Genomic DNA, 20,388 nt, shown 5'->3' on the forward strand with positions numbered 1-20,388 from the left:
GCCGCCGCTACAGCCGATGCGCCTCCGCCAGGAACTCCGCCAGGCCCACGGGCTCCCGGCCGGTCAACTCGTGCACCGCCGAGGTCGGCCCGGAGAACTCGCCGGCGGCGATTGCCGTGTACGTGCTTACCCACGCGTCAACCTGCCATGACGGTGCGCCATAGGACGCCCGGGACGCGTAGGCCTCCTGGAGCGTCTCGTTCTCGAATCTGATGGTCCTCCCGGTCCCGGCGGTCAGGAGCTCCGCGGCCCGGACCAGCGAAATGTCCTCCGGCCCGGTCAGGTCGTAGGTCTTCCCGACATGCAGGGCCGGATCGCGGAGCACCACGACCGCGGAGCGGGCAATGTCCGCCCGCGCCACTGCGGCCATCACGCCGTCCCCTGCCGGCCCGCGGATGACGCCGTCCGCGCCGGCCAGGAGCGGCAGGAAGTCCAGATAAAAGTTGTCCCGCAGGAAGGTGTAGTCCATGCCGGAGGCCTTGATGCGTTCCTCCGTGGCGAAGTGGTCGCGTGCCAGCGTGAACGTCGCGTCCGGCGCGGCACCGAAGAACGAGGTGTACACAATGTGCTGGACGCCGGCTTCGGCCGCGGCATCAACGAAAGTGTAATGCTGCTGCCGGCGGTCCTCGGCCTCCGCGGCGGAGACCATGAACAGCGTCTTCACCCCGTCCACGGAGGACCGCGCCAGCATGGGGTCGCCGTAGCTGACAACCACTGGAACCGCGCCCGGGAGCTCCGGAGCGCGGCCGGCGTCCCGGACCAGGAGCCGCTGCGGACTGCCAGCCTTGGCCAGCAGGCCGGCCACCAGCCCGCCCAGGTACCCGGTGGAACCGGTGACGGCGAGCTCGGGCCCGGCAGCCATGGGCCCTACGCCTCCCGCGCTGCGGGCGATTTGGTCTGCCCCGGGTCGCGCTCGGCCAAGGAGCCGATGGCCGCATCGATCTTGTCCATGATGACTTCGTCCAGCTTCACGCCCGCAGCGGCCACGTTGCCGGCGATCTGCTCGGGGCGGGACGCGCCCATGATGGCCGAGGCCACGTTCTTGTTCTGCAGCACCCACGCGATGCTCAGCTGGGCCATGGTCAGCCCGGCCTCCTCCGCGATCGGCTTGAGCTGCTGGACCCCGGTGAGGACTTCGCTGGACATCCAGCGCTCGATCATTTTCGAACCGCCCTTGGCATCCGTCGCGCGGCTGCCCTCCGGGGCCGGCTTACCCGGGTGGTACTTGCCGCTCAGGACGCCCTGTGCCATCGGGGACCAGACGATCTGGGACAGGCCCAGCTCTTCCGACGTCGGAACCACCTCGGCCTCAATGACCCGCCACAGCATGGAGTACTGCGGCTGGTTGGAGATCAGCTGGAAGCCCAGTTCCCTGGCGAGGGCATGGCCTTCGCGGATCTGGTTGGCGGTCCACTCGCTGACGCCGATGTAGAGCGCCTTGCCCTGCCGGACGATGTCCGCGAAGGCCTGCATGGTCTCTTCCAGCGGTGTCTCGAAGTCGTAGCGGTGGGCCTGGTACAGATCCACGTAGTCGGTCTGGAGCCGGGTCAGGGAGCCGTCGATGGACTCCATGATGTGTTTGCGCGACAGCCCGAGATCGTTGTGTCCCTTGGGCCCGGTGGGGCCGAAGACCTTGGTGAAAATTTCCAGCGACTGCCGGCGCTCACCTTTCAGGGCTTCGCCGAGGACCGTTTCCGCCGCCGTGTTCGCGTAGACATCCGCCGTGTCAAAGGTGCTGATACCGGCGTCGAGTGCTGCCCGGACACACTGGGTGGCGACGTCGTTTTCCACTTGCGAACCGTGGGTCAGCCAGTTGCCGAACGTGATTTCCGAAATCTTAAAGCCGCTGTTCCCGAGGTATCTGAATTCCATGGGTTTCACCGTAGCGGACTTGCCTTCCCGGAGTAAGGGCCTCAGCCGGCTTTGCGTTCGTGGACCTGCGGTTTGTCCTTCACGAGCGGCAGCCGGCCGGGCAGCGAAACAAGCGATCCGGTGTCAAGCAGGGACTTCGCTGCAGGCATCGGGGGTTTCTGGAAGGCGCGGGCGGGGGTGCCGGGCTTGCCGTTCTGGTCCGTGGCCGACTCCACGAGTGGTGACACCTCTTTGATGTCCTGCACCGGAGCCTTGGGGCTCGGCAGGTTCCGGACGGAGACCTTGACGGGCGGTGCTGCTTCGGATTTGGCCTTGGCGGCCGCGCGTGCGTCTGCCCGGGCCACGGCAGCGGCCCATTCCGGGGCGAGCGCGGGTTCGTTCCTGGCGGCCTTGCCGGCGCGGGCCGGCTTCGCCGGTTTGGGGGTCTTTTCCGGCTGGCGCTCGGGACTCTTGCCGAGGACCCGGGCGAGGGCCATGGCCGTGACGGCCACCAGCCGCCCGACACCTGCGATCACGAGGGTGGCGACAAAAACGACGAAGAGCCCGAGGAACATGACGAGCGCCACTCCCAGGGTCCCGAAAAAGGTCAGGTTCAGCGCGATGGTTGTCGGATCTTCCATTTCACCTCTCCTGGCCAGCCTGCAGCGGGGTCCCTGCCGCAATGATCTTGGCCGGCGGGAACCTTCTTAACAATACGGACTTTTCGGCGCGGACACGCAGGCATCGGCGGCCCCGGGGAAGATGTGTCAAAGCTGTTACCGCGCAGCACGCGTCAGCGCTGCGGAGGCAGCCGTCTATAGTCGGAAGCAGCCCCGCCGGCGCCGTCCGGCCCGCCGGAAGGACACAGAGTGACGCACGCCGCAGCAGCCGGTTTTGAGCCGGAAAACCATCCGTCCGGCACGGCGTATGAGGGACGGTGCCCGTGCCTCTCGGGTGAGCAGTACGCCGACTGCTGCGGCCGGTTCCACCGCGGTGATGCGCAGGCGCCGACGGCGGAGCAACTCATGCGCTCCCGGTACAGCGCCTTCGTGGTGCTGGACGCCGGCTACCTGCTTCGGACGTGGCATCCGGACACCCGGCCGCCGGTGCTGGAGTTCGATCCGGCCATGCAGTGGCGCCGCCTGGATATCCTCTCGACGAGCAGGGGCGGTCCGCTGGACGGCGACGGAATTGTGGAGTTCGCGGCGCATTTCCGGCACGACGGCGAACGCGGCGTCCATCACGAAACCAGTCGATTCGTGCGCCAGGACCGCCGCTGGTACTACCTGGACGCCGTCGCGCCGGGCTAGCCAGCCGTTCTTGGGTTCCCCGGCCTAGCGGTCCTCGATGGTTTCGACCGGTGTGAATCCGGCGCGGTCCACCTTGCGGTGGAAGTGCATGCCCGCGAGGCCGCCAAGCACAGCGCCGATCAGGGCGACGACAGCCACCACGACGGCTGCGATGATGCTCATGGTATTCAGCTGGCCCTCATTGACCGGGATGCGCGGGAAGCTGTTCAGGTTCGCGAGGATGTTGTAGCGCTGTCCGGCGACCAGGCCGAGCACGGCGACGACGATCGCAGCGATGATCGCCCAGATCCAGACCATGAAGCCCTGGCGGGCGCCGTTGAAGCGGGCCATCCGCCCGGCGACGTAGCCGCCGCAGTAGTAGGCGACGAACAAGATGACGAGCAACACGATCACGCCGACGAGTCCCACCGTCTGGTTGTTGGACGCCTGGTTCACCGCCGCGTTGACATCGGTGTTGGTGGCGAGCCCCACGGCCGTGCCGGCGGCCGCGACCAGCGCGGTCAACAGGACAGCGGTGCCGGTGGCTGCGAGCCAGCCGAAGAAGGCGGAACCGATTTTGATGCCGCCGAACTGCTCCTTCTCGCGGGCCACCACGGATTCGCGGGTGGGAACCTCGTCAACGACGCTCTCGCGGACGGGCGCGTTGACCGGCTCGCCGTGGCGCACAGCTGTTACGGGCGCCTCGTTGGTGACGTGGGCGTGGGCCCGGGTCGCCGCCGGTCCCTCAGTCGCCGGAACCCCGGTGGCCGGGACTTCAGTGGTCGCGGTCGGAATGGCCTGCGTTTCGTCCGCCCGGTGACCGCGCACCGGCTCCCGCGCCGCGTCCTGGCGTGCGTCGTGGATGCGGGCCTCCTGGGCGGCAGTCCCCTCCTCGCCGGGGGCGCGTCGGGGTGTGCGGTCTTCGGGGCCTGTTGTGCTGCTCATGGAACTGCTCACTTTCACTGAATGACCCGAACTCATTGTCTGAGCCGGGCACCGCAAGACGGAGACCAGCATGCCGGCCTCGCGTCCACCTAACCACGGCCTGAACGCGGTTAGCAAGGATGCTTACTATCCATTCCGTGCCGTGCCGGCGCCGGATCGGTCGGCGTGGGAGCCGATCCGGTAGGCGGCGGGACTCCCTGGGCGGCCGGTCAGCGGTAGTTCCGGTGCAGGTCCTCCTTCACCGATGCCCGGGGACTCGTGTCGGCAATCCACGGACCGGTACCTTCCGACTGGTCCAGCACTCCGGCTTCAAGCCACTCGTACTCGCCCGCCAGGACCTTGCGGGTGAGGACGTGGTCGCCGTCGTCGGTGTTCCTCCAGAGCTGGTCGAAATATTCCTCCACGCGGACGCGGGCCTGTTCGCAGTAGGCCTCGGCGAGCTCGAAGGCCGACGCGCCCTGTTCAGGCGCGGTCCGCAGCAGCATCTCCGCCCGCGAGCAACAGGCCGCCATGGCGAACAGCTCGGCGCCGATGTCCACGATCCGGCCCAGGAACGCCTGCTTGTGCTCGAGCTTGGCCTGCCAGCGTCCCATGCCGTAAAAGGTCTGCCGGGCGAGCCGGCGGGACGAGCGTTCGACGAACCGCAACTGCCTGGCCAACCGGCCGAAGCCACCGTAGGAACGCGGATCCATGCCGGCCCCAGCCACAAGCTTAGGCAGCCACTTCGCGTAGAAACCGGACGCGCCGAGCGCGGCCTTGGCCTTGTCCGACAGGCTGGCGTCCTCCGAGGCAAGATCGCCCGCGACGGCCAAGTGGGCGTCCACGGCCTCCCTGGCGATCAGCAGCTTCATGATTTCCGAGGACCCCTCAAAGATCCGGTTGATCCGCAGATCGCGGAGCTGTTGCTCGGCCGGGACCGCGCGCTCTCCGCGGGCCTCGAGGGAATCTGCCGTTTCAAAGCCGCGGCCGCCGCGGATCTGCACGAGCTCATCGGCAATCCGGCAGCTGATCTCCGTGGACCATAACTTGGCGAGGGCCGCCTCGATCCGGACGTCTTTCTGCCCGGCGTCGGCCATTTCGGCAGACAACTCAAATACGGCGTCCAGGGCGAAGGCGCTGGCCGCGATGAAGGCGATTTTCTTGCCAACGGCCTCGTGCTCGCCGATAGGGCGGCCCCACTGGGTTCGGGCGTTGGACCATTCGCGGGCGATCTTCAGGCTCCACCGTCCGGAGGCGACGCAGAGGGCGGGAATCGAAAGCCGGCCGGTGTTGAGCGTGGTGAGGGCAATCTTGAGGCCCTGGCCCTCCCGCCCGAGCCGGTTGGCCGCCGGGACCCTGACCTGGTGAAAGCGGGTCACGCCGTTTTCGATGCCGCGGAGCCCCATGAAGGCATTGCGGTTCTCCACCGTGATACCGGGGGAGTCCATTTCCACCACAAACGCGCTGATGCCGCCTTTGTGGACCGTGCCGTCGGCGCCGGTGTGTGCCGGGACCAGGGCCATGACGACGACGAGTTCCGCGATCACTCCATTCGTGGTCCAGAGCTTCACACCGTCCAGGACGTACGATTCGCCGTCGTCTGCAGGGACAGCGGTGCTGCCCATCCGGGCGGGGTCGCTGCCGACGTCGGGCTCGGTGAGGAGGAACGCGGTGATGGCGCCCGCGGCGCAGCGCGGCAAGTACTCCTGCTTCTGGGCCGGCGTGCCGAAGACTTTGACGGGCTCCGGAACGCCGATGGACTGGTGCGCGGACAGGAGGGCGCCGAGGCTTGGATGGACGGAACCCAGGAGGGCCAGCGCGCGGCCGTAGTACACCAGCGAGAGGCCCAGGCCGCCATATTCCCGGGGAATCTTCATCCCAAACGTGCCAAGCGCCGCGAGCCCCTGGAGGTATTTGTCGGGAATCCGGGCGTCCCGTTCGATCGTGCGCCCCGACATCGTGCGGCAGAGTTCAGTCAGCCGGGCCAGGAAAGCCTCGCCGCGTTCGACGTCGTCCGCGGGGGCTTCGGGCCAGGGGTGGATCAGCGTCAGATCGAAGCTGCCAAGATAGAGCCCCTTGGCGAAGCTGGGCCGGTCCCACACGGTCTCACGGGCGGCCTCGGCGACGGCCCGGGCATCGGCGGCGGTGGCGTCGTGGCCGAAGTGTTCCGATGTCGCCGGAACGGCCGCGGCTGGATTATCGGTGGCTGGATCTTCAATGGCGGAGCTCATCGGGCATCTCCTCTAACCGGTTAGCCGGCAGTTCGAGCCCTGGGTCCGCCGTGGGTGGAGAACCCTTCAGCTGTCCCGCAATACTACCCGCGGGTAGGTGCCTGTACTAGGGGACGGCTGCCCTGAAAAGTCGCCCGGAAGCTCCACCGTGGACGCGTGGTGGACCAACCGGTCCCACGCGTGATTGATACCGTGCACCAGCCCCACGAGGCTGCGCGCCACGACGAGCCACGCGAGCCGGGCGGCGCCCACCAGCAGCAGCGCCCCGACGGCCGCCGTCGTCATGAAAAGGGTTATCACCAAGCCGAACACGAGAGTTCCGATGAACACCATGGTTCCCGTTTCCACTGCGCTTAGGTCGAGCTGCATTCTTCCCCCTGGCACCATTGCTTCGGCTGATTCAGTAGCCCGAGCGTAGGGTGCCGGAGGCAGGCTCAACCAGAGTCCAAGGGGCGCGCCGGGGCTCTTGATATGGGATCGAAATGCTACCGGAGCGTAGGTCACGGAGCGGTTGCGGAAACCTCACCAACCACGTGCGTCACAGGAGAATGACGGCGTCAGTCGCGTACGGAGGCGCCGGCGTTCGGGATCTGGAAGTCGGCTCCAAGCGCCACGTCGATTTCTGACCCGTCGGGCAGCCGTACCTCCACTTGGTAGGTGGAGCCCGAGTCCCCGTCCCGTTCGACCTCGGTGACGCGTCCAGGGCCGACCATGGCCAGCGCGGCCCTGGTCGCCTTCTCCCGGTCACCCCTGCCGAGCTGGTCGGAGCCGTCAAGGTAGTCTTCCAGTTCGAAGCCGCCCACCGTGACGACGAGCGCGTTTGGGCTCAGCCGATCGCGCGCGGGCTGTTGGACGGCGGCGACCGCGACCCAGGCACCGCCCAGCACCACGGCTGCCGACGCCGCCCCGGTGACCCACTCCATTTTTCTGCGCATGGCGGCCTCCGCTCCCGTTGTGGTTCCAGTGTGCTCGGGAACCAGGGTGCAGACAACGACTAATGCGGACTGAGCCTGCGTTAACCTTGTAGCTGGCAGTTTTCTTCGAATCCGCTGCCCACCAACATCCCCAAGGCAGCCGAAGGAGAGCGCGTGTCCCGTTCCGCTGTGTCCTCGGCCGACGCCATCAGTGCCCGTCTCCGCGATCTCGAACTCCTCACCAAGGGACCGGCCTGGGCGCTCACCCGTTCCGCGCCGTGGGTGATTGCCGTGCTCCAGGCCTCCTTCACCCGCACCCGGCCGCAGTTGCCGCTGGAGCAGTTCCACGCCGACGTCGACGCCTTCCTTGAGCAGCTCCGCCGCCAGGCCCCCGGCGCGGGAGAGCAGCAGGGCGGGTCGGCCAGCGGCGCACCCTCCGGAAAGAAATACGCGGACGAATGGACCCGCAAGAACTTCCTGACCCGTCGCAACCAGTCGGGCCAGATCGTCTACGAGGTTACCGAGCCCGCGGCCCGCGTCCTCGCCTTCCTCGACAGTCTTTCCAGCGAACGGTCCACCCTCAACGGCTCCCGGCTCGGGACCCTGCTGGGCGACGTCGAAAAACTCGCCAATGAGACGAACCCGGACCGGAGCGCCCGGCTCGAGTCCCTCGAAGAGGAGATCGGCGAAAGGCGCCAGCTGATCGAGGACATCAGCGCCGGTGACTTCGACGGCTTGCTTGACGACGACGAGGCCGTTGAGGCCGCCGGCAACATCCTCGACCTCGCCGCCAGCCTGCCGGCCGACTACAAGAAGATGCGTGACCGGATTGAAGAGCTCGTGGGGGAGCTCCGCAACCAGATCATCGAGGAGTCCCTCAGTAAGGGCGCCACGATGGCACAGGTGCTCGAGGCGGACAAACGGCTCCGGCAAAGCCCCGAGGGCAGGACATTCCGCTCCTTCACCGCGTTCCTGGAGGACCCGCAGCAGCAGCTCCGGTTCCGGTCCGCGATCGGCGAGGTCCTGGGCCGGCAGTTCGCGGACGAGCTCACCCACGAGGACCGCGAAACGCTGAAGAACCTCGTCGCGGAGCTCCGAACCCAGCACAGCCAGATCCAGAGGATCTACGGCAAGCTCAGCGAAAGCTTGAACACCTACGTCCAGAGCGACGACTTCCGCCAGTCCGTCAGGCTCCGCAAGGTGCTTCGCGAAGCCGAACAAGCGATCCGGTCCCTGCCGTACGAGCGCGAACGCCCCGGCCTGGTCCGCGGCCCTGTCCTCTTCAACGCAGGCTTCGAATCCCTGGCGATGGTGAAGCTGTTCGATCCGGACGAATTCGCGGCACCACCCAAGCTCGCAGACCCGATCGCATTCTCCGACTCGGACCGCGCGCGCTCGCCGCGGACCGGCAAGGCTAAGCCGGAGCTCCTCCGGGCTGCGCTCGCGGGCGCCTCGTCCCTCGCCGAGGCGTGGGGGCAGCTGCCGGCCGAGGAACGCCACATCAATTCCATCCGGGCACTGCTCTCGCATGCCCTCCACGATGGCGCCGGCTTCGACCGCGACGCCTGGGGCCCCCTCGACTTCGAACAGATAGACGGCACCACCCGCACGGCGTACCTGCCGGTGGTCACGCTGAAGAAGGACTGAACATGACTGAACTTTCCGAAGAAGCGCGCGGCGCGTTGCACACTGGCGAGGCATCCGCTGGCGAGGCTGCCCACGCGCACGCCGACCCCTTCACTGTCACCCCGCGGGACACTTTCGTGGACGGTGCCGCACTGTTCCCCGGTGACACCGGCGTGCTTCCGATGAAGGTCCGCCAGGCGCTCGTGAAACTGCTCAAAGGCCCGTACATCGACGGCGGCCGCGACGAGAAGCTGTGGACCACGCTGCTGGACAACCAACTCATCCTCCGCAGCCGTCTCTCCGAGCTGTTCCTGACCCTCCAGCTGGACCACGAACGCAAAGTCGCCGTGCTCCGTCCGGTGGACCCCGAGGCGATCGGCGGCAGCACCCGGTCCAGCATCCTGCGCCAACAGCGTGCCCTGAGCCGTGTCGAAACCATCGTGCTGCTCCGACTCCGGCTGCTGCTGGACCGCCATGTCACAGCCCAGACCGACCCCACCATCACGCGCGAGGAAATCGCCGAGCTGGTGGCCCATTACCAGCCGTCCGGCCAGCAGGACGCCCTGCGCGATTCCGACGCCGTCACCCGTGCCATCACCAAGCTCCTGGCCCGCCAGTTGCTCATCACCACCGGACTGGACGAGGTCTACACAATCTCCAACGCCCTCCCCCTGGCCCTCCCGTTCGAGAACATCGGCGACATCCCGGCCCAGATCGAAGCCCTGGTCGCCGCCAGCACCGACCAGTCAGGCACCGAGCCCTTGTTGGAGTTTGACGGCGACAGTTCTGCGGAAGAGGACGGCGACGACGCCGATGCCGCCCCCGCCCCTCCGCCGGGCGGCCCCGCTGCAAGCAGCGAGCCGCCCGGCTCCGACAGGCCCGATGCCACTCCCTGGGCGGCACCGGCGTCGTCGCGCCTGAGCGCTGAAGGCGACCACACTGAGGAAGCAGGGGGCGCCCAGTGAGCATCGCGACCATGCTCCCGATGGGTGAGCTCACCAATCCCGGCCAAATGCGCCTCGCCCTCGTCCAAGTGGTCAACTGGGGGACATTCCACGGAGCCCACACGATGCACGTGGACCGCAACGGTACCCTGTTGACCGGCAATTCCGGCGTCGGCAAGTCCACGCTGTTCGACGCCATGCTGCGGGTGTTCGACGCCCGGCCGCGTTCCAACGAGGCTGCCGCCCAGCGGGCCGGGGGTGCGGTGGAGGACAAGCGCACCACGTTTACGTACATGCGCGGCAAGGTGGGGGACAAGGCCGTCGGCGAGGGCTCGGCCAGTGCCTTCCAGCGCCCCGGCGCCACCTGGTCCGCCGTCGCGCTGACCTTCGACAACGCCGCGGGCACGAAGGTGACCGTTTCGGCACTGTTCGATCTCCCCAAGAACGGCACGGAATCCAGCGTCGGCCGCTACTACCTGATCGACAACAAGCCGCTGGACCTCCCGGCCATCGAGGGCATCGCGGATAAGCGGTTCACCAAGTCCGCCCTGGACACGCTCTTCCCTGACGCACAGGTCTTCGACGTCCACAAAGCCTTCGCCGAACGCTTCCGGCGCCTGCTCGGGATCAACTCGGACCAGGCCCTCCCGTTGCTTCGGGTGATCCAGGCAGGCAAGGGCCTTGGCGGCAGCGTCAATACTTTCTTCCGCGACCAGGTCCTCGATGCGCCCGCCACCCTGGCCGCCGCCGATGACGTGGTGGAGGAATTCAGCAACCTCATGTCCATCCGGCAGCGTCTCGAGGACGTCAGGCAACAGCGCGACCAGCTGGCGCCGGTCCCCGGGCTGAACCGGGAATATGCCCAGTCCCTGCTGGATGCCAACCGGCTGCGGGACCTGGGCGGCGAGGAATTTGAAGCCTACAGGCAGCAACTGGCCGTCACGGTCCACGAGAAAACGCTGGAGCGCTTCCGCGGGCTGGCCCAGGCCAAGGCCAAGGAACTTGGCACGGAACGAAGCGTCCGTGACGGTCTCGCCAAGGAACTCCGCCAGCTCGAGTCGGACTACAACAACCAGGGCGGGAACGCGATTTCGGCGATCGAACAGTCGCTCGAAAACGCCAAGGTGGGGCTCAAGCTTCGCCAACAGGTGGAGGAATCGGCACGCAAGGCGCTCTCGGACGCGGGGCTGGAACTCCAATGGTCGGCGGCCGGCTGGGACCAGGCCCACGAACACGCGGCGGCACGATCTGCCGAACTGAAGGATGATTCGGAGGCGCTTAAGGAGCTCCGCTTCGAGGCGTTCGACGGCCATGCGACCAGAAAGCGGGAGCTTGCCGCGGCCCAGCAGGAGCTCGTCTCGCTGAAGACGCGCAAGTCCCTGCTGCCGCCGTCGAGCATTGACAACCGGGCCGCGATCGCGGCGGCCACCGGCGTGCCTGAGGAGCACATGCCTTTCGGCGGTGAGCTGATCGACCTCGCCGAAGGCCAGGAGCAGTGGCGCCCCGCCGCAGAGCGCGCCCTGCGCAGCCTGGCCACGACGCTGCTGGTCCCGGGCGAGCACTTCGCCGCCGTTACCCGCTACCTCAACGACCATTCCGTCCGGGGGGCGCTGCGCGCGGTGGACGTGTCCAAGACGCTGTCCGGCGGCGCCCTGGCCGTGGAGGACGCCGCCGACGGCGAACTGCTGACCAAACTGAGCTTCCTCACCGACGTCGCCCCCCACGCGGACGCGCTGGCCGAGGCCAGCACCTGGATCCGCGAGCGGATTGCCCTCGATTTCGCCTACCCCTGCGTGGAGGACCCGGACGAGCTCGCTGGTCTGGACAAGGGCCTCAGCCTGGGCGGTGTGGTCAAGCGCAACCGTCACACGGTGGAAAAAGACGACCGTTTCACGGGCCGCCAGGACTATGTGCTCGGGTTCGACAACGCCGCGAAGCTCGACCTTGTGGCGGCGCAGGTGGCTGACCTGGAGCAGGAACTGGCCAAGGCGGCCGAACTCGCCCGGAGCCGCGAAGAATCGCACCAGGGCATGACCCGGCAGCTGGAGGCCCTGCGCAGGGTCGCCGAGGACCACCGCCCCTGGGAACAGGTTTCGGCGGCGGTCGCGGCGGACGAGCTCGCGAAGATCGGGCAGCGGCTCAAGGATGCCCTCGCGGCGCAGGCGGACCTTGAGCCACTGCGCGCCAACATCGAGGCCGCCCGGCAGAAGCACCAGTCGAGCACCGAGGCCGCGGCAGTGCTGCAGAGCGAATACAAGTCCCTCGATTCCCAGCTGATGGCTGCCGATTCCCTGCTGGACGCCGCGCGCGCCCGCCTGGAGCAGTCGCCGCCGTCGGAATCCACCGCCGCTGCCCTGGAGCCGTACTTCGCCGCCTTCGGCGATGTCCTTCAAATGCACGAGCTCGACAACCTCGCCAACCAGGTGCGCACCCGGCTCCTGGCCGAGCTCCATGCGGCCGAGTCGCGCGGGCAGGCCACCTCGGAGCGGCTGACGCGCATCTTCGAGGGCTTTGTCCGGGAATGGGGCACGGCGATCTCCGCGGACCACGGCACCTCGATCGGCGCCGCGGGGGAGTTCGAATCCCGCTACCACGCGATCGTCAGCGACGGGCTACCCGCCCAGGAGGCCGAGTTCCGGCAATTCTTCAATCAGCGCACGCACGAATCCTTCAGCACGCTGCTGCACCTGCTGGACGAGGAACGCCGCTCGATCACGAGCCGCATCCTGCCGCTCAACGGCATCCTGTCCGCGGTAAATTTCCACGAAGGCAGCTTCCTGGAACTGGACATCAAACAGACGCTCCCCGCCACGGCGAAGCAGTTCAAGGACGCCATCCAGAACGCGCTCAAGGTCCGGCACGCGCGGCCCGGGAAAGCCGCGGCGGCGTCCGGGGCGGAGACAGACGACGACGCCGAACTCACCAACCGCTACAAGTCCCTTGAAACGCTGGTGAAGCGGCTCGGCTCGCAAACACCGGAGGACCGGCGCTGGCGTGCGGAAGTCCTGGACGTCCGCGGGCACCTGTTCATCCAGTGCAAGGAACACCGTGAAGTGCCGGGGCCGAAGAAGGGCTCCCGGAAGGCTGAAGTCTTCATGCACGCGGACACCGGCTCCATGTCCGGCGGCGAGCGGCAGCGCTTCACCGCCTTCATCATGGCCGCGGCGCTGAGTTACCAGCTGGGCATCGCGGAGCAGGGCTTCACCACATACGGCACCGTGATGATGGACGAGGCGTTCGTGCTGGCCTCCGAGGAATTCGCCGGCGCGGGCATCAAGGCGCTGCACGAGTTCGGCTTCCAGCTGCTCCTGGCCGCGCCGGAGAACGTGATCGACCTCAGCCGGCACCTCGGCTCCGTCACGGAGATCCTGCGCGACAAGCGCACCAACCGCTCCGGCGTCCTCACGGCGCCGGTGATCGGTCCGCGCCCGGGCACCGAGGGCAGCTGGCGGTCCGAGGCGAATCCGGTGGACATAGTCCTCCGCTGACCGGCCAAACCACAGCAACGCGGGGTCACCTTGCGCCCAAAACCCCCGCCGGGATGGGCCGAAAGCGACCCCGCGTTTACCCTGTCGTTGCCTGCCAGCCGTTTGGGCTCGGTAGCGTGCCGGGGTGGCCGACAATCCTTTACTTCCTGACAGGGACGGACGACGCCGGTTCGTCGCGTTGGGCGATTCGTTCACCGAAGGCGTTGGCGACTACAACAAGCGCCTGCCGAACGGGGTGCGGGGTTGGGCGGACCGGGTCGCGGAGAAGCTGGCCAAGGCGCAGCCTGGCTGGGAGTACGCCAACCTCGCCATTCGCAGCAAAAGGCTGCGCCACGTCATCGATGAACAGCTGGAGCCGGCACTCGCCATGGAGCCGACGTTGATCACGCTGTATGCCGGCGGTAACGACATCATGGATTTCGGCACCGACATGGACCAGCTCATGTCCCGCTACGAGGCCCTCGTGGCTGCTCTGGCCGGCAGCGGAGCGACGCTGGTGCTGTTCACCGGGTTCGACGTCAAGGTATCGGTGCTCCTGGAGCCGCTGAAGAAGCGGAACGCCTTCTACAACCGGCGCGTCCGTGAGATTGCCGACAGCTACGGGGCCGTCCTGGTGGATTACTGGTGCTTCGAAGCCTTCCACGACCCCCGGATGTGGGACTCGGACCGTCTGCACATGTCCAAGGCGGGCCACAAATATCTCGCGGCGCAGGTCCTGGATCACCTCGGGGTGCCGCACACGATCCGGCCCAAGGAATGGGATCCGCCCGCCAGGGCCGGTCTCAGGGAGTGGGAGCGCCGTCAGCGGCGGTGGGTGCACGACTGGGTGCTGCCGCTCTTCGGCCGCAAGGTGCGCGGTGTCACGCTCGGTGACCGGCTCGGACCGCGCTGGCCCGAACCGGTACGGGTCCCATGCAAGGGCGGCCTCAAGAAACTGCCTGCAGGCTGACGCCGGTCAGGAATCAGCTGTCCAGGAGGTTCTCGTAGCCCGGGGCCACACGATTGGCGTGGAATTCCATGACCTCGAAATCGGCCACGCCGTTGATGTAAAACGGGTCCTTGGACAGGGCTGCGTCCAGGCTGGCCCGGTCCGCGTTGGACAGCAGCAACCCGCCCGTGCGGGGGATTTTCCGCCCTGCGACCAGGAAGACACCGGCGTCGAAGGCGTCCTGCAGCCACGTCACGTGCGCAGGGAGGTGGAAGTCCACGATCTCTTCGGGGACCTTGTAGGTCAAGGAGACAACGTACATACGGTCAGCCTACCGGTAGCCCGCGGCGGACAGAGGGAATCTTCCCGGGGAGGAAGCGCGAAGTTGAACCGTCAAGCTTCAAGTCTCCTAGAATGGTGCCATGACTGAACCGCGCTGGCTCAATGCCGACGAACGCCGCGCCTGGCTGGCACAGCTGAGCATCAACACCCTCTTGCCGGCAGCCCTGGACACCCAGCTGCACGCAGCTGGCAAGCTCTCCCTGTTCGACTACAACGTCCTGGCGATGCTTTCCGAGGCCGAGGGCCGGTTCCTGCCCATGAGCGAACTCGCTGCGCGCACGAGCGCCTCCCTGTCCCGGCTGTCGCACGTGGTCACCAAGCTGCAGAACCGCGGATGGCTCGAACGGCAGCCCCACCCCGGCGATGCGCGCGTAACCACGGCGCACCTTACTAACGCGGGAATGGCCACCATCGAAAAACTCGCCCCCGGCCATGTCGAAGCGGTGCGGTCCCTGTTTCTCGACGCCTTGAGCCCGGCTGACGTCGCGAACCTGGCGCGCATTAGCGAGAAGATCGTGGGCCGCCTGGACGAGGATCACTGGATCCTGCGCGACAGCTGAGCCCCGTCACAGACCGCCGGCCGCTGCCACGGCCCGCCTTTGTTGCCCGCGGCAACTGCTGGCAGACTGGGTGCATGGATTTCACTTCCCGCTTCGTGGCCCTTGGCGATTCCTTCACGGAAGGTGTCGGCGACGACGATCCGGCCCGCCCCAACGGTGTCCGCGGTTGGGCAGACCGGGTGGCAGAGCAGCTGGGAGCGGCGGATCCGACTTTCGGCTACGCCAACCTCGCCATCCGCGGCAAGAAGTTGCGCCAGATCATGGCCGAGCAGGTGGATGCCGCCGTCGCACTCAAACCCACCCTGGTGACCATTTATGCGGGGGCCAATGACATCCTCCGCCCCAGGATCGACATCGACGACCTGCTGGTGGATTATGACGCCGCCATCCGCAAGCTCAAGGACACCGGCGCCACCGTGGTGATGTTCACGGGCTTCGACGCCCGGAGCTCCAAGATCTTCGGGACCATGCGCGGCCGCACCGCAATCTACAACGAACTCGTGCGGGGCATCGCGGGCGACCACGGCGCCCTCGTCGTGGACTACTGGCGTTTCAGCGAGTACTACGACTGGGGTATGTGGGCCACGGACAGAATGCACATGTCCGCAGCCGGCCATGCCAACATGGCCAAGCGCGTCCTCACGGTCCTGGAACACGAGCACTCGATCGACGTACCGCCCATGACTCCGGTCCCGGAGCTGGGCCGGGCCGACTCCATCCGCGCGAATGCCCGCTGGGTGCGCGAATTCGCCGGCCCATGGGTCGTGCGGCGCGTCACCGGCAAGTCCTCAGGCGACGGCCTCCAGCCACGGTACGGCCAGCTCACACACCTTTAGGCCGGAAAGCTAGGCCCGGAATCCCGGCGTAGCGAGCAGTTCGCCGCCGCAGCGGACGGCGAGCACGTCGATGTCCCACCTTGCTGTAGCCCGGTTCAACATGGCAGTGCCGCCAGCGACAATCGCCGTCGCCAGCACGTCTGCGGCGACAATATCCGCTGCTGCAACGGACACCTGGCGGAACTCGGAGCCGCCGGTGCTGACGGTCCAGATATGATCACCCCGTTCGGCGGAGCCGGAGGTGGCCAGGGCCCGCTTCGAGCAGGAACCGCCCAGCGGGTGTCCGGCCAGCAGCGCTTCGCGGTCCCCGGGGTCCACGATTCCGGCCTGCCAGGGGTCCCCGGAGCCCGGCATCGGCGAACCGCCGACCAGCACGTCGCCGCCGGCGTTCAGGCACCAGTCCTCGATCCCCAGTGCCAGTAGTGCGTCGCCTGCCTGCTGGATCGCGTAGCCCTTGATGATTCCGGACAGGTCCAGTACACCGTCAGGCCGCTCGGGCGAGAAGGCACCGTCGGTCAGGAGCCGCCAGCTGGCGGCCTCCGCGTACCGGTTCCGCATGTCCGCCGACGCGTCCCGGAGCGTGGCTTCACCGCGCGCCAGCCTGCTGGCCTCGGAATCGGGGCGGTACAGGCTAAATCTCTGGTCGAGTGCCGTGAAAACCCGTTCGACGGCAACCGCTGCCGCCGCCAACGCGACGCCGTCCCCGGATTGTGGGTCGGCCGGCACGGTAAGGCTGACGGCCGTTCCCATGCAGCCGAAAGTCCGGGACCGCAGCACAGGCTCAGAGATGCGCTGCATCGAGGGCCGACTGGAGGGATGTGAGGTATCCGTCGCTCGTGACAGTGGCACCGCTGATGGATTGCACATTCGCAGACTGGGCCTGGAGGACTTCCGACCTCAGCAAGGGCGCCGCCCGGTTGCTGATGGAGACGGACCGGCGGTCTTCATCCGTGAGCTGGAGGGCCGTTACCTCGGTGATCTTTCCTGAACTGACCGTGATCTGCACCTGGACATTCCCGAACCGGGTCCGGGACACGGAGCCGGCGAAGGTGCCGCCCCCATTCCCGGAGGCGGCCGTTGAGCTCGTGGTTCCCGTCGAACCGGCCGTCCCGGTTCCTGATGCCGCTCCCGAGGTGCTGCCGGTGGAAGTACCCCCGGACGTGCCACCCGCGGCGGCGGACGCGCCGTTCGTTCCGGCAGAGGTGCCGATGGAGGAACCTGCCGCCGGAGTCACGTGGCTGCCGGACTGCCATCCGACCAGGAGGATGCCGGCGGAAGCCAGGGTTGCTGAAACTGCTGCGCGGATTCTCACCAGTCAAACCTTTCGTAGTGAAGCTGATCTTCCCGCACGCCGGCCGCGCGTGCGTCGTGGAGGACGTTTTGGGCCCAGGCTGCCGGTCCACAGACGTAGACGTCGGCCTCGGCGATGTGTGGTGCGTAGCTCGCCAGCCGGTATCCCGAGCGGGCGGCGTCGGCGGGCAGCCAAGTCTGGACGCCCGCCGGGCGTCGCCCGGTGAGGTGGAACAGCGTTGCGCCGCGGCGTTGGCAAAGGTCCAGGATCTCCTTGCCCAAGTACAGTTCCTTTTCGCTGTGGCCACGCAGAATCACGGTGGCGTTGCCCGGGGTGATGGGGGTGCTTTCCAGCAGCGCCCGGATGGGGGTGATCCCAATGCCGGCACCAATCATCACGACGTGGTTCCGGCTCCGGGCCGCGGTGCTGAAGAGTCCGTAGGGGCCCTCAATGGCTACCTTTGTGCCGCGTTTCAGTCGGGCCAACTGCGACGAGCCCTTACCGAGGTTGCGGACGGTGATCCGCAGGGAGCCACTGGCGCCGTATTGGAGGGGCTCTGCGGAGAGGCTGAAAGGGTGCGGGTGCCACCACATGCCGGGGGCGAGGAACCGCCAGATGAAGAACCTGCCGCCGGTTCCCGCGAGTTCGTCAAGGTGGTGCCCTGTCATCTCAATACTGACGACGCCGGGAGCTTCCCTCACGACGCGGCTGACGGTCAGTTTGTGCCGGGTCGTGGCCACGATCGGTTCCAGGACCCGGTAGTGCAGGAGTGCTGCGCCGGTGCCGATGCAGGCAGCCAGCCAGTACCAGCGCTGCCAGGTGCCCTCGGCGAAGAGGCCTCCGACGCTGAACTGGTGCGGAATGGAGGTCACCACGGCAGCATAGGTGAGCAGGTGGACGGCATACCAGAATTCGTAAGCGAATCGACGCCGGACGGCCACCAGCGAAGTCACGACGACGGCGATGAATAGGGCCATTCCCACGTAAGCCAGCCACATGTCGGGGACTTGGACCCATAAGTTCACGGCCTCGCTGACGGGGTTGATTCCATCGATCATGCCGTAGCCGATGGCGATGAGAATACCGTGCGCCAGCAGGAGGTAGAGCGCCGGCTTGCCCAGCTTGCGGTGGAACTCCAAGGCGCGGTCATGGCCGACTGCCCCGTCAATGAACGGAAGGCGGGCGGCCAGAAGCAGCATGAGGAGTACGAGGTCCATGCCCGTCAGGCCGGCGATGATTCCCAGCGCCGTGACGGCGCCTGCCGGCGTCGAAAAGCCGCTGGCACCGCCGTCGGCCAGCCACAGCGCGAGGGCTGCAGCCACGGATGCCCACGCAACTACCGTGAGCAGATCGGCTCGCAAAAGCCGCCTGCGGTGCTGCCCCCTGAAAGGGTTCTTGGCTCCGGGAGCGCGCCGGGGAGCCGCGGGCCGGGCCGCCAGGAGTTGTGTGTTCATGGCTCCAGACTGTCCCGCTTGCCTATTATTTCGCTGTGAAAATGCTACGGCGGGAGTATGACATTCCCGTCGGGTCCTGAAAGCCTTATACACCCTGCGCTACAGGATTGGTCTTTAATTCACCAAGCTCGTAGACTTGGTAGGCGCTAGGTGGCGCGGAGCATGCGCAATTGCTCCGGTGGACGGAAGCTGTCTGAGAAATCGACGGTACCGGCGGCCGGTAGTTAGGGGCTCAAGTTGCGTGCACTCCTGTATTCGCCCAGCATCCCGGCACTTCGTAGTGGCCTGCCCCAAGCTAGCCGCTTCCCGGTGCCCGTGGCCCACAATCTTCGCCGCAGTGAGGAAAGCAACCGGTCTTTGGCCGTCTGCCTGATTCCTGCGGACTTACCGGAGGTGGGTGGGAGCCGGATGCGGACGCTGCCTAACGCACGGTTAAGCGGGAACTCCGCCAACCGTTTCATTTATTTTGAGGAGAGTCGTCATGGCAGCACACTGCCAGGTGACCGGAGCCGAGCCGGGCTTTGGACACAGCATTTCGCACTCGCACCGACGCAACAAGCGCCGGTTCGACCCGAACATCCAGAAGAAGCGCTACTGGGTTCCGTCCCTGCGCCGTAACGTCACGCTGCAGGTCTCTGCACGTGGCATCAAGACCATCGACGTGCGTGGCATCGACGTAGTCGTAGCCGCCATCCTGGCACGAGGAGTGAAGCTCTAGTGGCAAAGGACAAGGACGTACGTCCGATCATCAAGCTCAAGTCGACTGCGGGCACGGGTTACACCTACGTGACGCGCAAGAACCGTCGTAACGACCCGGACCGTATGGTCCTGAAGAAGTACGACCCCAAAATCCGCCAGCACGTCGAATTCCGAGAGGAGCGCTAAACACATGGCTAAGAAGTCAATGATCGCTAAGAACGAACAGCGTAAAGTCATCGTCGAGCGTTATGCTGCAAAGCGCCTCGAGCTGAAGAAGGCCCTGGTTGACCCCAACTCAACCGACGAAGCACGCGAAGCTGCACGCCTCGGCCTGCAGAAGCTGCCCCGTAACGCATCGCCGGTCCGTCTGCGTAACCGCGACATCATCGACGGCCGTCCCCGCGGTACGTTCCAGAAGTTCGGTATCTCCCGTGTTCGCTTCCGCGACATGGCTCACCGCGGTGAGCTCCCGGGCATCACCAAGTCTTCCTGGTAATTCAGCACTCCTGAAACCAGCGGATTGAGAAGGGCCGGCAACCACATGGTTGCCGGCTCTTCTTGCGTTAAGCCGCCGACTAGCCGCAGCGGCGGGCGCCCCGCCGCCGGGTGACGCACCACACAGAAGCCGGCTACGACGCCGGCGGCCCGCCTTCTCCCTTAGCGGTGCGGTTGTGCGCGGATTCCCGGGGATCTTTCCCCCTTCCGGGGTGGATTTGCGTGGGATGCCGGGCGCGTGTAAAGTAATTCGAGTCGCCGCCGCTGATGCGGAAAGATTGCGACCGACCCCCTTCTGAACGGCCTGGAAAATGGCGCACTTTGTGTGTGCCGGAGCCGGGTGGGGGCCTTCCCGTGGGAATGTGAGGCGCAGGAATGCGGATTTGCAAAGACTTCCGGGGTCGGGTAAGTTTGGGAAGTTGCTCCGGAGCGATCTGTGACCGTGTGGTTGTGGTGGTGCCGGGTGTGTCTGTTGTTTGAGAACTCAATAGTGTGCCAAGTTTGTTGATACCAATT

General features: G+C 66.7%; 21 protein-coding genes. 10 read left to right on the forward strand and 11 right to left on the reverse strand.

Translation table 11 applies throughout. The annotated features are described in order from the left end of the window. Positions 1–7 precede the first annotated feature (7 nt). The 3 genes from AC1DCZ_RS15070 to AC1DCZ_RS15080 are packed head-to-tail and all read right to left on the reverse strand — an operon-like array spanning position 8 to position 2,492. On the reverse strand, positions 8–862 hold the full coding sequence (locus tag AC1DCZ_RS15070; RefSeq protein ID WP_476975316.1) for an SDR family oxidoreductase: 855 nt from the start codon (positions 860–862) through the stop codon (positions 8–10). A 5-nt stretch (positions 863–867) separates the two neighbouring features. After that, positions 868–1,872: an aldo/keto reductase family protein gene (locus AC1DCZ_RS15075; RefSeq protein WP_476975317.1), complete on the reverse strand. Its 1,005-nt coding sequence runs from the start codon at positions 1,870–1,872 to the stop codon at positions 868–870. Between the two features lie 41 nt (positions 1,873–1,913). Beyond that, entirely contained in the window at positions 1,914–2,492 is a 579-nt protein-coding gene (locus AC1DCZ_RS15080; protein WP_476975318.1) for a hypothetical protein, read from the reverse strand. 228 nt (positions 2,493–2,720) lie between these two features. Here AC1DCZ_RS15080 and AC1DCZ_RS15085 point away from each other — a divergent pair, with 228 nt between their 5' ends. Beyond that, the gene (locus AC1DCZ_RS15085) at positions 2,721–3,161 is read left to right on the forward strand and encodes a YchJ family protein (protein WP_476975319.1); all 441 of its coding nucleotides are present in this window, start codon (positions 2,721–2,723) and stop codon (positions 3,159–3,161) included. Positions 3,162–3,185: 24 nt separating this feature from the next. On the opposite strand, the gene AC1DCZ_RS15090 is transcribed toward AC1DCZ_RS15085, so the two are convergent. The 4 genes from AC1DCZ_RS15090 to AC1DCZ_RS15105 all read right to left on the reverse strand — a co-directional run bounded on the left by AC1DCZ_RS15090 (position 3,186) and on the right by AC1DCZ_RS15105 (position 7,230). Continuing rightward, complete coding sequence (locus AC1DCZ_RS15090; RefSeq protein WP_476975320.1) at positions 3,186–4,085, reverse strand: hypothetical protein; 900 nt, start codon at positions 4,083–4,085, stop codon at positions 3,186–3,188. A 209-nt stretch (positions 4,086–4,294) separates the two neighbouring features. Further along, entirely contained in the window at positions 4,295–6,295 is a 2,001-nt protein-coding gene (locus tag AC1DCZ_RS15095) for an acyl-CoA dehydrogenase family protein (RefSeq protein WP_476975321.1), read from the reverse strand. Between the two features lie 66 nt (positions 6,296–6,361). Then, entirely contained in the window at positions 6,362–6,664 is a 303-nt protein-coding gene (locus tag AC1DCZ_RS15100) for a hypothetical protein (RefSeq protein ID WP_476896407.1), read from the reverse strand. A 188-nt stretch (positions 6,665–6,852) separates the two neighbouring features. Further along, positions 6,853–7,230: a PepSY domain-containing protein gene (locus tag AC1DCZ_RS15105; protein WP_476975322.1), complete on the reverse strand. Its 378-nt coding sequence runs from the start codon at positions 7,228–7,230 to the stop codon at positions 6,853–6,855. A 153-nt stretch (positions 7,231–7,383) separates the two neighbouring features. Here AC1DCZ_RS15105 and AC1DCZ_RS15110 point away from each other — a divergent pair, with 153 nt between their 5' ends. From AC1DCZ_RS15110 to AC1DCZ_RS15125, 4 genes are all read left to right on the forward strand, one after another. Next, positions 7,384–8,856, forward strand: a complete 1,473-nt coding sequence (locus tag AC1DCZ_RS15110) for a DUF3375 family protein (protein WP_476975323.1) — start codon at positions 7,384–7,386, stop codon at positions 8,854–8,856. A 2-nt stretch (positions 8,857–8,858) separates the two neighbouring features. Then, positions 8,859–9,800: a DUF4194 domain-containing protein gene (locus tag AC1DCZ_RS15115; protein ID WP_476975324.1), complete on the forward strand. Its 942-nt coding sequence runs from the start codon at positions 8,859–8,861 to the stop codon at positions 9,798–9,800. After that, the gene (locus AC1DCZ_RS15120) at positions 9,797–13,267 is read left to right on the forward strand and encodes an ATP-binding protein (protein WP_476975325.1); all 3,471 of its coding nucleotides are present in this window, start codon (positions 9,797–9,799) and stop codon (positions 13,265–13,267) included. Before AC1DCZ_RS15115 ends, AC1DCZ_RS15120 begins: the two co-directional genes overlap by 4 nt. A gap of 124 nt (positions 13,268–13,391) precedes the next feature. Continuing rightward, entirely contained in the window at positions 13,392–14,216 is an 825-nt protein-coding gene (locus tag AC1DCZ_RS15125; RefSeq protein ID WP_476975326.1) for an SGNH/GDSL hydrolase family protein, read from the forward strand. Between the two features lie 13 nt (positions 14,217–14,229). On the opposite strand, the gene AC1DCZ_RS15130 is transcribed toward AC1DCZ_RS15125, so the two are convergent. Continuing rightward, positions 14,230–14,517, reverse strand: a complete 288-nt coding sequence (locus AC1DCZ_RS15130) for a YciI family protein (RefSeq protein ID WP_476975327.1) — start codon at positions 14,515–14,517, stop codon at positions 14,230–14,232. A gap of 100 nt (positions 14,518–14,617) precedes the next feature. On the opposite strand from AC1DCZ_RS15130, the gene AC1DCZ_RS15135 reads away from it, so the two are divergent. Further along, on the forward strand, positions 14,618–15,097 hold the full coding sequence (locus tag AC1DCZ_RS15135) for a MarR family winged helix-turn-helix transcriptional regulator (RefSeq protein ID WP_476975328.1): 480 nt from the start codon (positions 14,618–14,620) through the stop codon (positions 15,095–15,097). A 74-nt stretch (positions 15,098–15,171) separates the two neighbouring features. Then, positions 15,172–15,933 (forward strand): SGNH/GDSL hydrolase family protein, encoded by a 762-nt coding sequence (locus AC1DCZ_RS15140; RefSeq protein ID WP_476975329.1) that lies wholly within the window; start codon positions 15,172–15,174, stop codon positions 15,931–15,933. A gap of 9 nt (positions 15,934–15,942) precedes the next feature. Here the strand turns inward: AC1DCZ_RS15140 and AC1DCZ_RS15145 are convergent, their stop codons facing one another. The 3 genes from AC1DCZ_RS15145 to AC1DCZ_RS15155 are packed head-to-tail and all read right to left on the reverse strand — an operon-like array spanning position 15,943 to position 18,678. Continuing rightward, complete coding sequence (locus tag AC1DCZ_RS15145; RefSeq protein WP_476975330.1) at positions 15,943–16,731, reverse strand: FAD:protein FMN transferase; 789 nt, start codon at positions 16,729–16,731, stop codon at positions 15,943–15,945. Beyond that, entirely contained in the window at positions 16,715–17,245 is a 531-nt protein-coding gene (locus tag AC1DCZ_RS15150; protein WP_476975331.1) for an FMN-binding protein, read from the reverse strand. Before AC1DCZ_RS15150 ends, AC1DCZ_RS15145 begins: the two co-directional genes overlap by 17 nt. After that, on the reverse strand, positions 17,242–18,678 hold the full coding sequence (locus AC1DCZ_RS15155) for a ferredoxin reductase family protein (protein ID WP_476975332.1): 1,437 nt from the start codon (positions 18,676–18,678) through the stop codon (positions 17,242–17,244). The genes AC1DCZ_RS15150 and AC1DCZ_RS15155 overlap by 4 nt, the downstream gene beginning before the upstream one ends. Positions 18,679–19,159: 481 nt before the next feature. Here AC1DCZ_RS15155 and rpmB point away from each other — a divergent pair, with 481 nt between their 5' ends. The 3 genes from rpmB to rpsN are packed head-to-tail and all read left to right on the forward strand — an operon-like array spanning position 19,160 to position 19,873. After that, positions 19,160–19,396, forward strand: coding sequence for a 50S ribosomal protein L28 (rpmB, locus tag AC1DCZ_RS15160; protein WP_011693744.1), 237 nt, complete (start codon positions 19,160–19,162; stop codon positions 19,394–19,396). Next, positions 19,396–19,563 carry a 50S ribosomal protein L33 gene (rpmG, locus tag AC1DCZ_RS15165; protein ID WP_013602737.1) on the forward strand — a complete coding sequence of 56 codons (168 nt, stop codon included), beginning with the start codon at positions 19,396–19,398 and terminating at the stop codon, positions 19,561–19,563. Before rpmB ends, rpmG begins: the two co-directional genes overlap by 1 nt. A gap of 4 nt (positions 19,564–19,567) precedes the next feature. Next, positions 19,568–19,873: a 30S ribosomal protein S14 gene (gene rpsN / locus AC1DCZ_RS15170; protein ID WP_043485315.1), complete on the forward strand. Its 306-nt coding sequence runs from the start codon at positions 19,568–19,570 to the stop codon at positions 19,871–19,873. Positions 19,874–20,388 lie beyond the last annotated feature (515 nt).

Source organism: Arthrobacter sp. 10N418 (assembly GCF_056394725.1).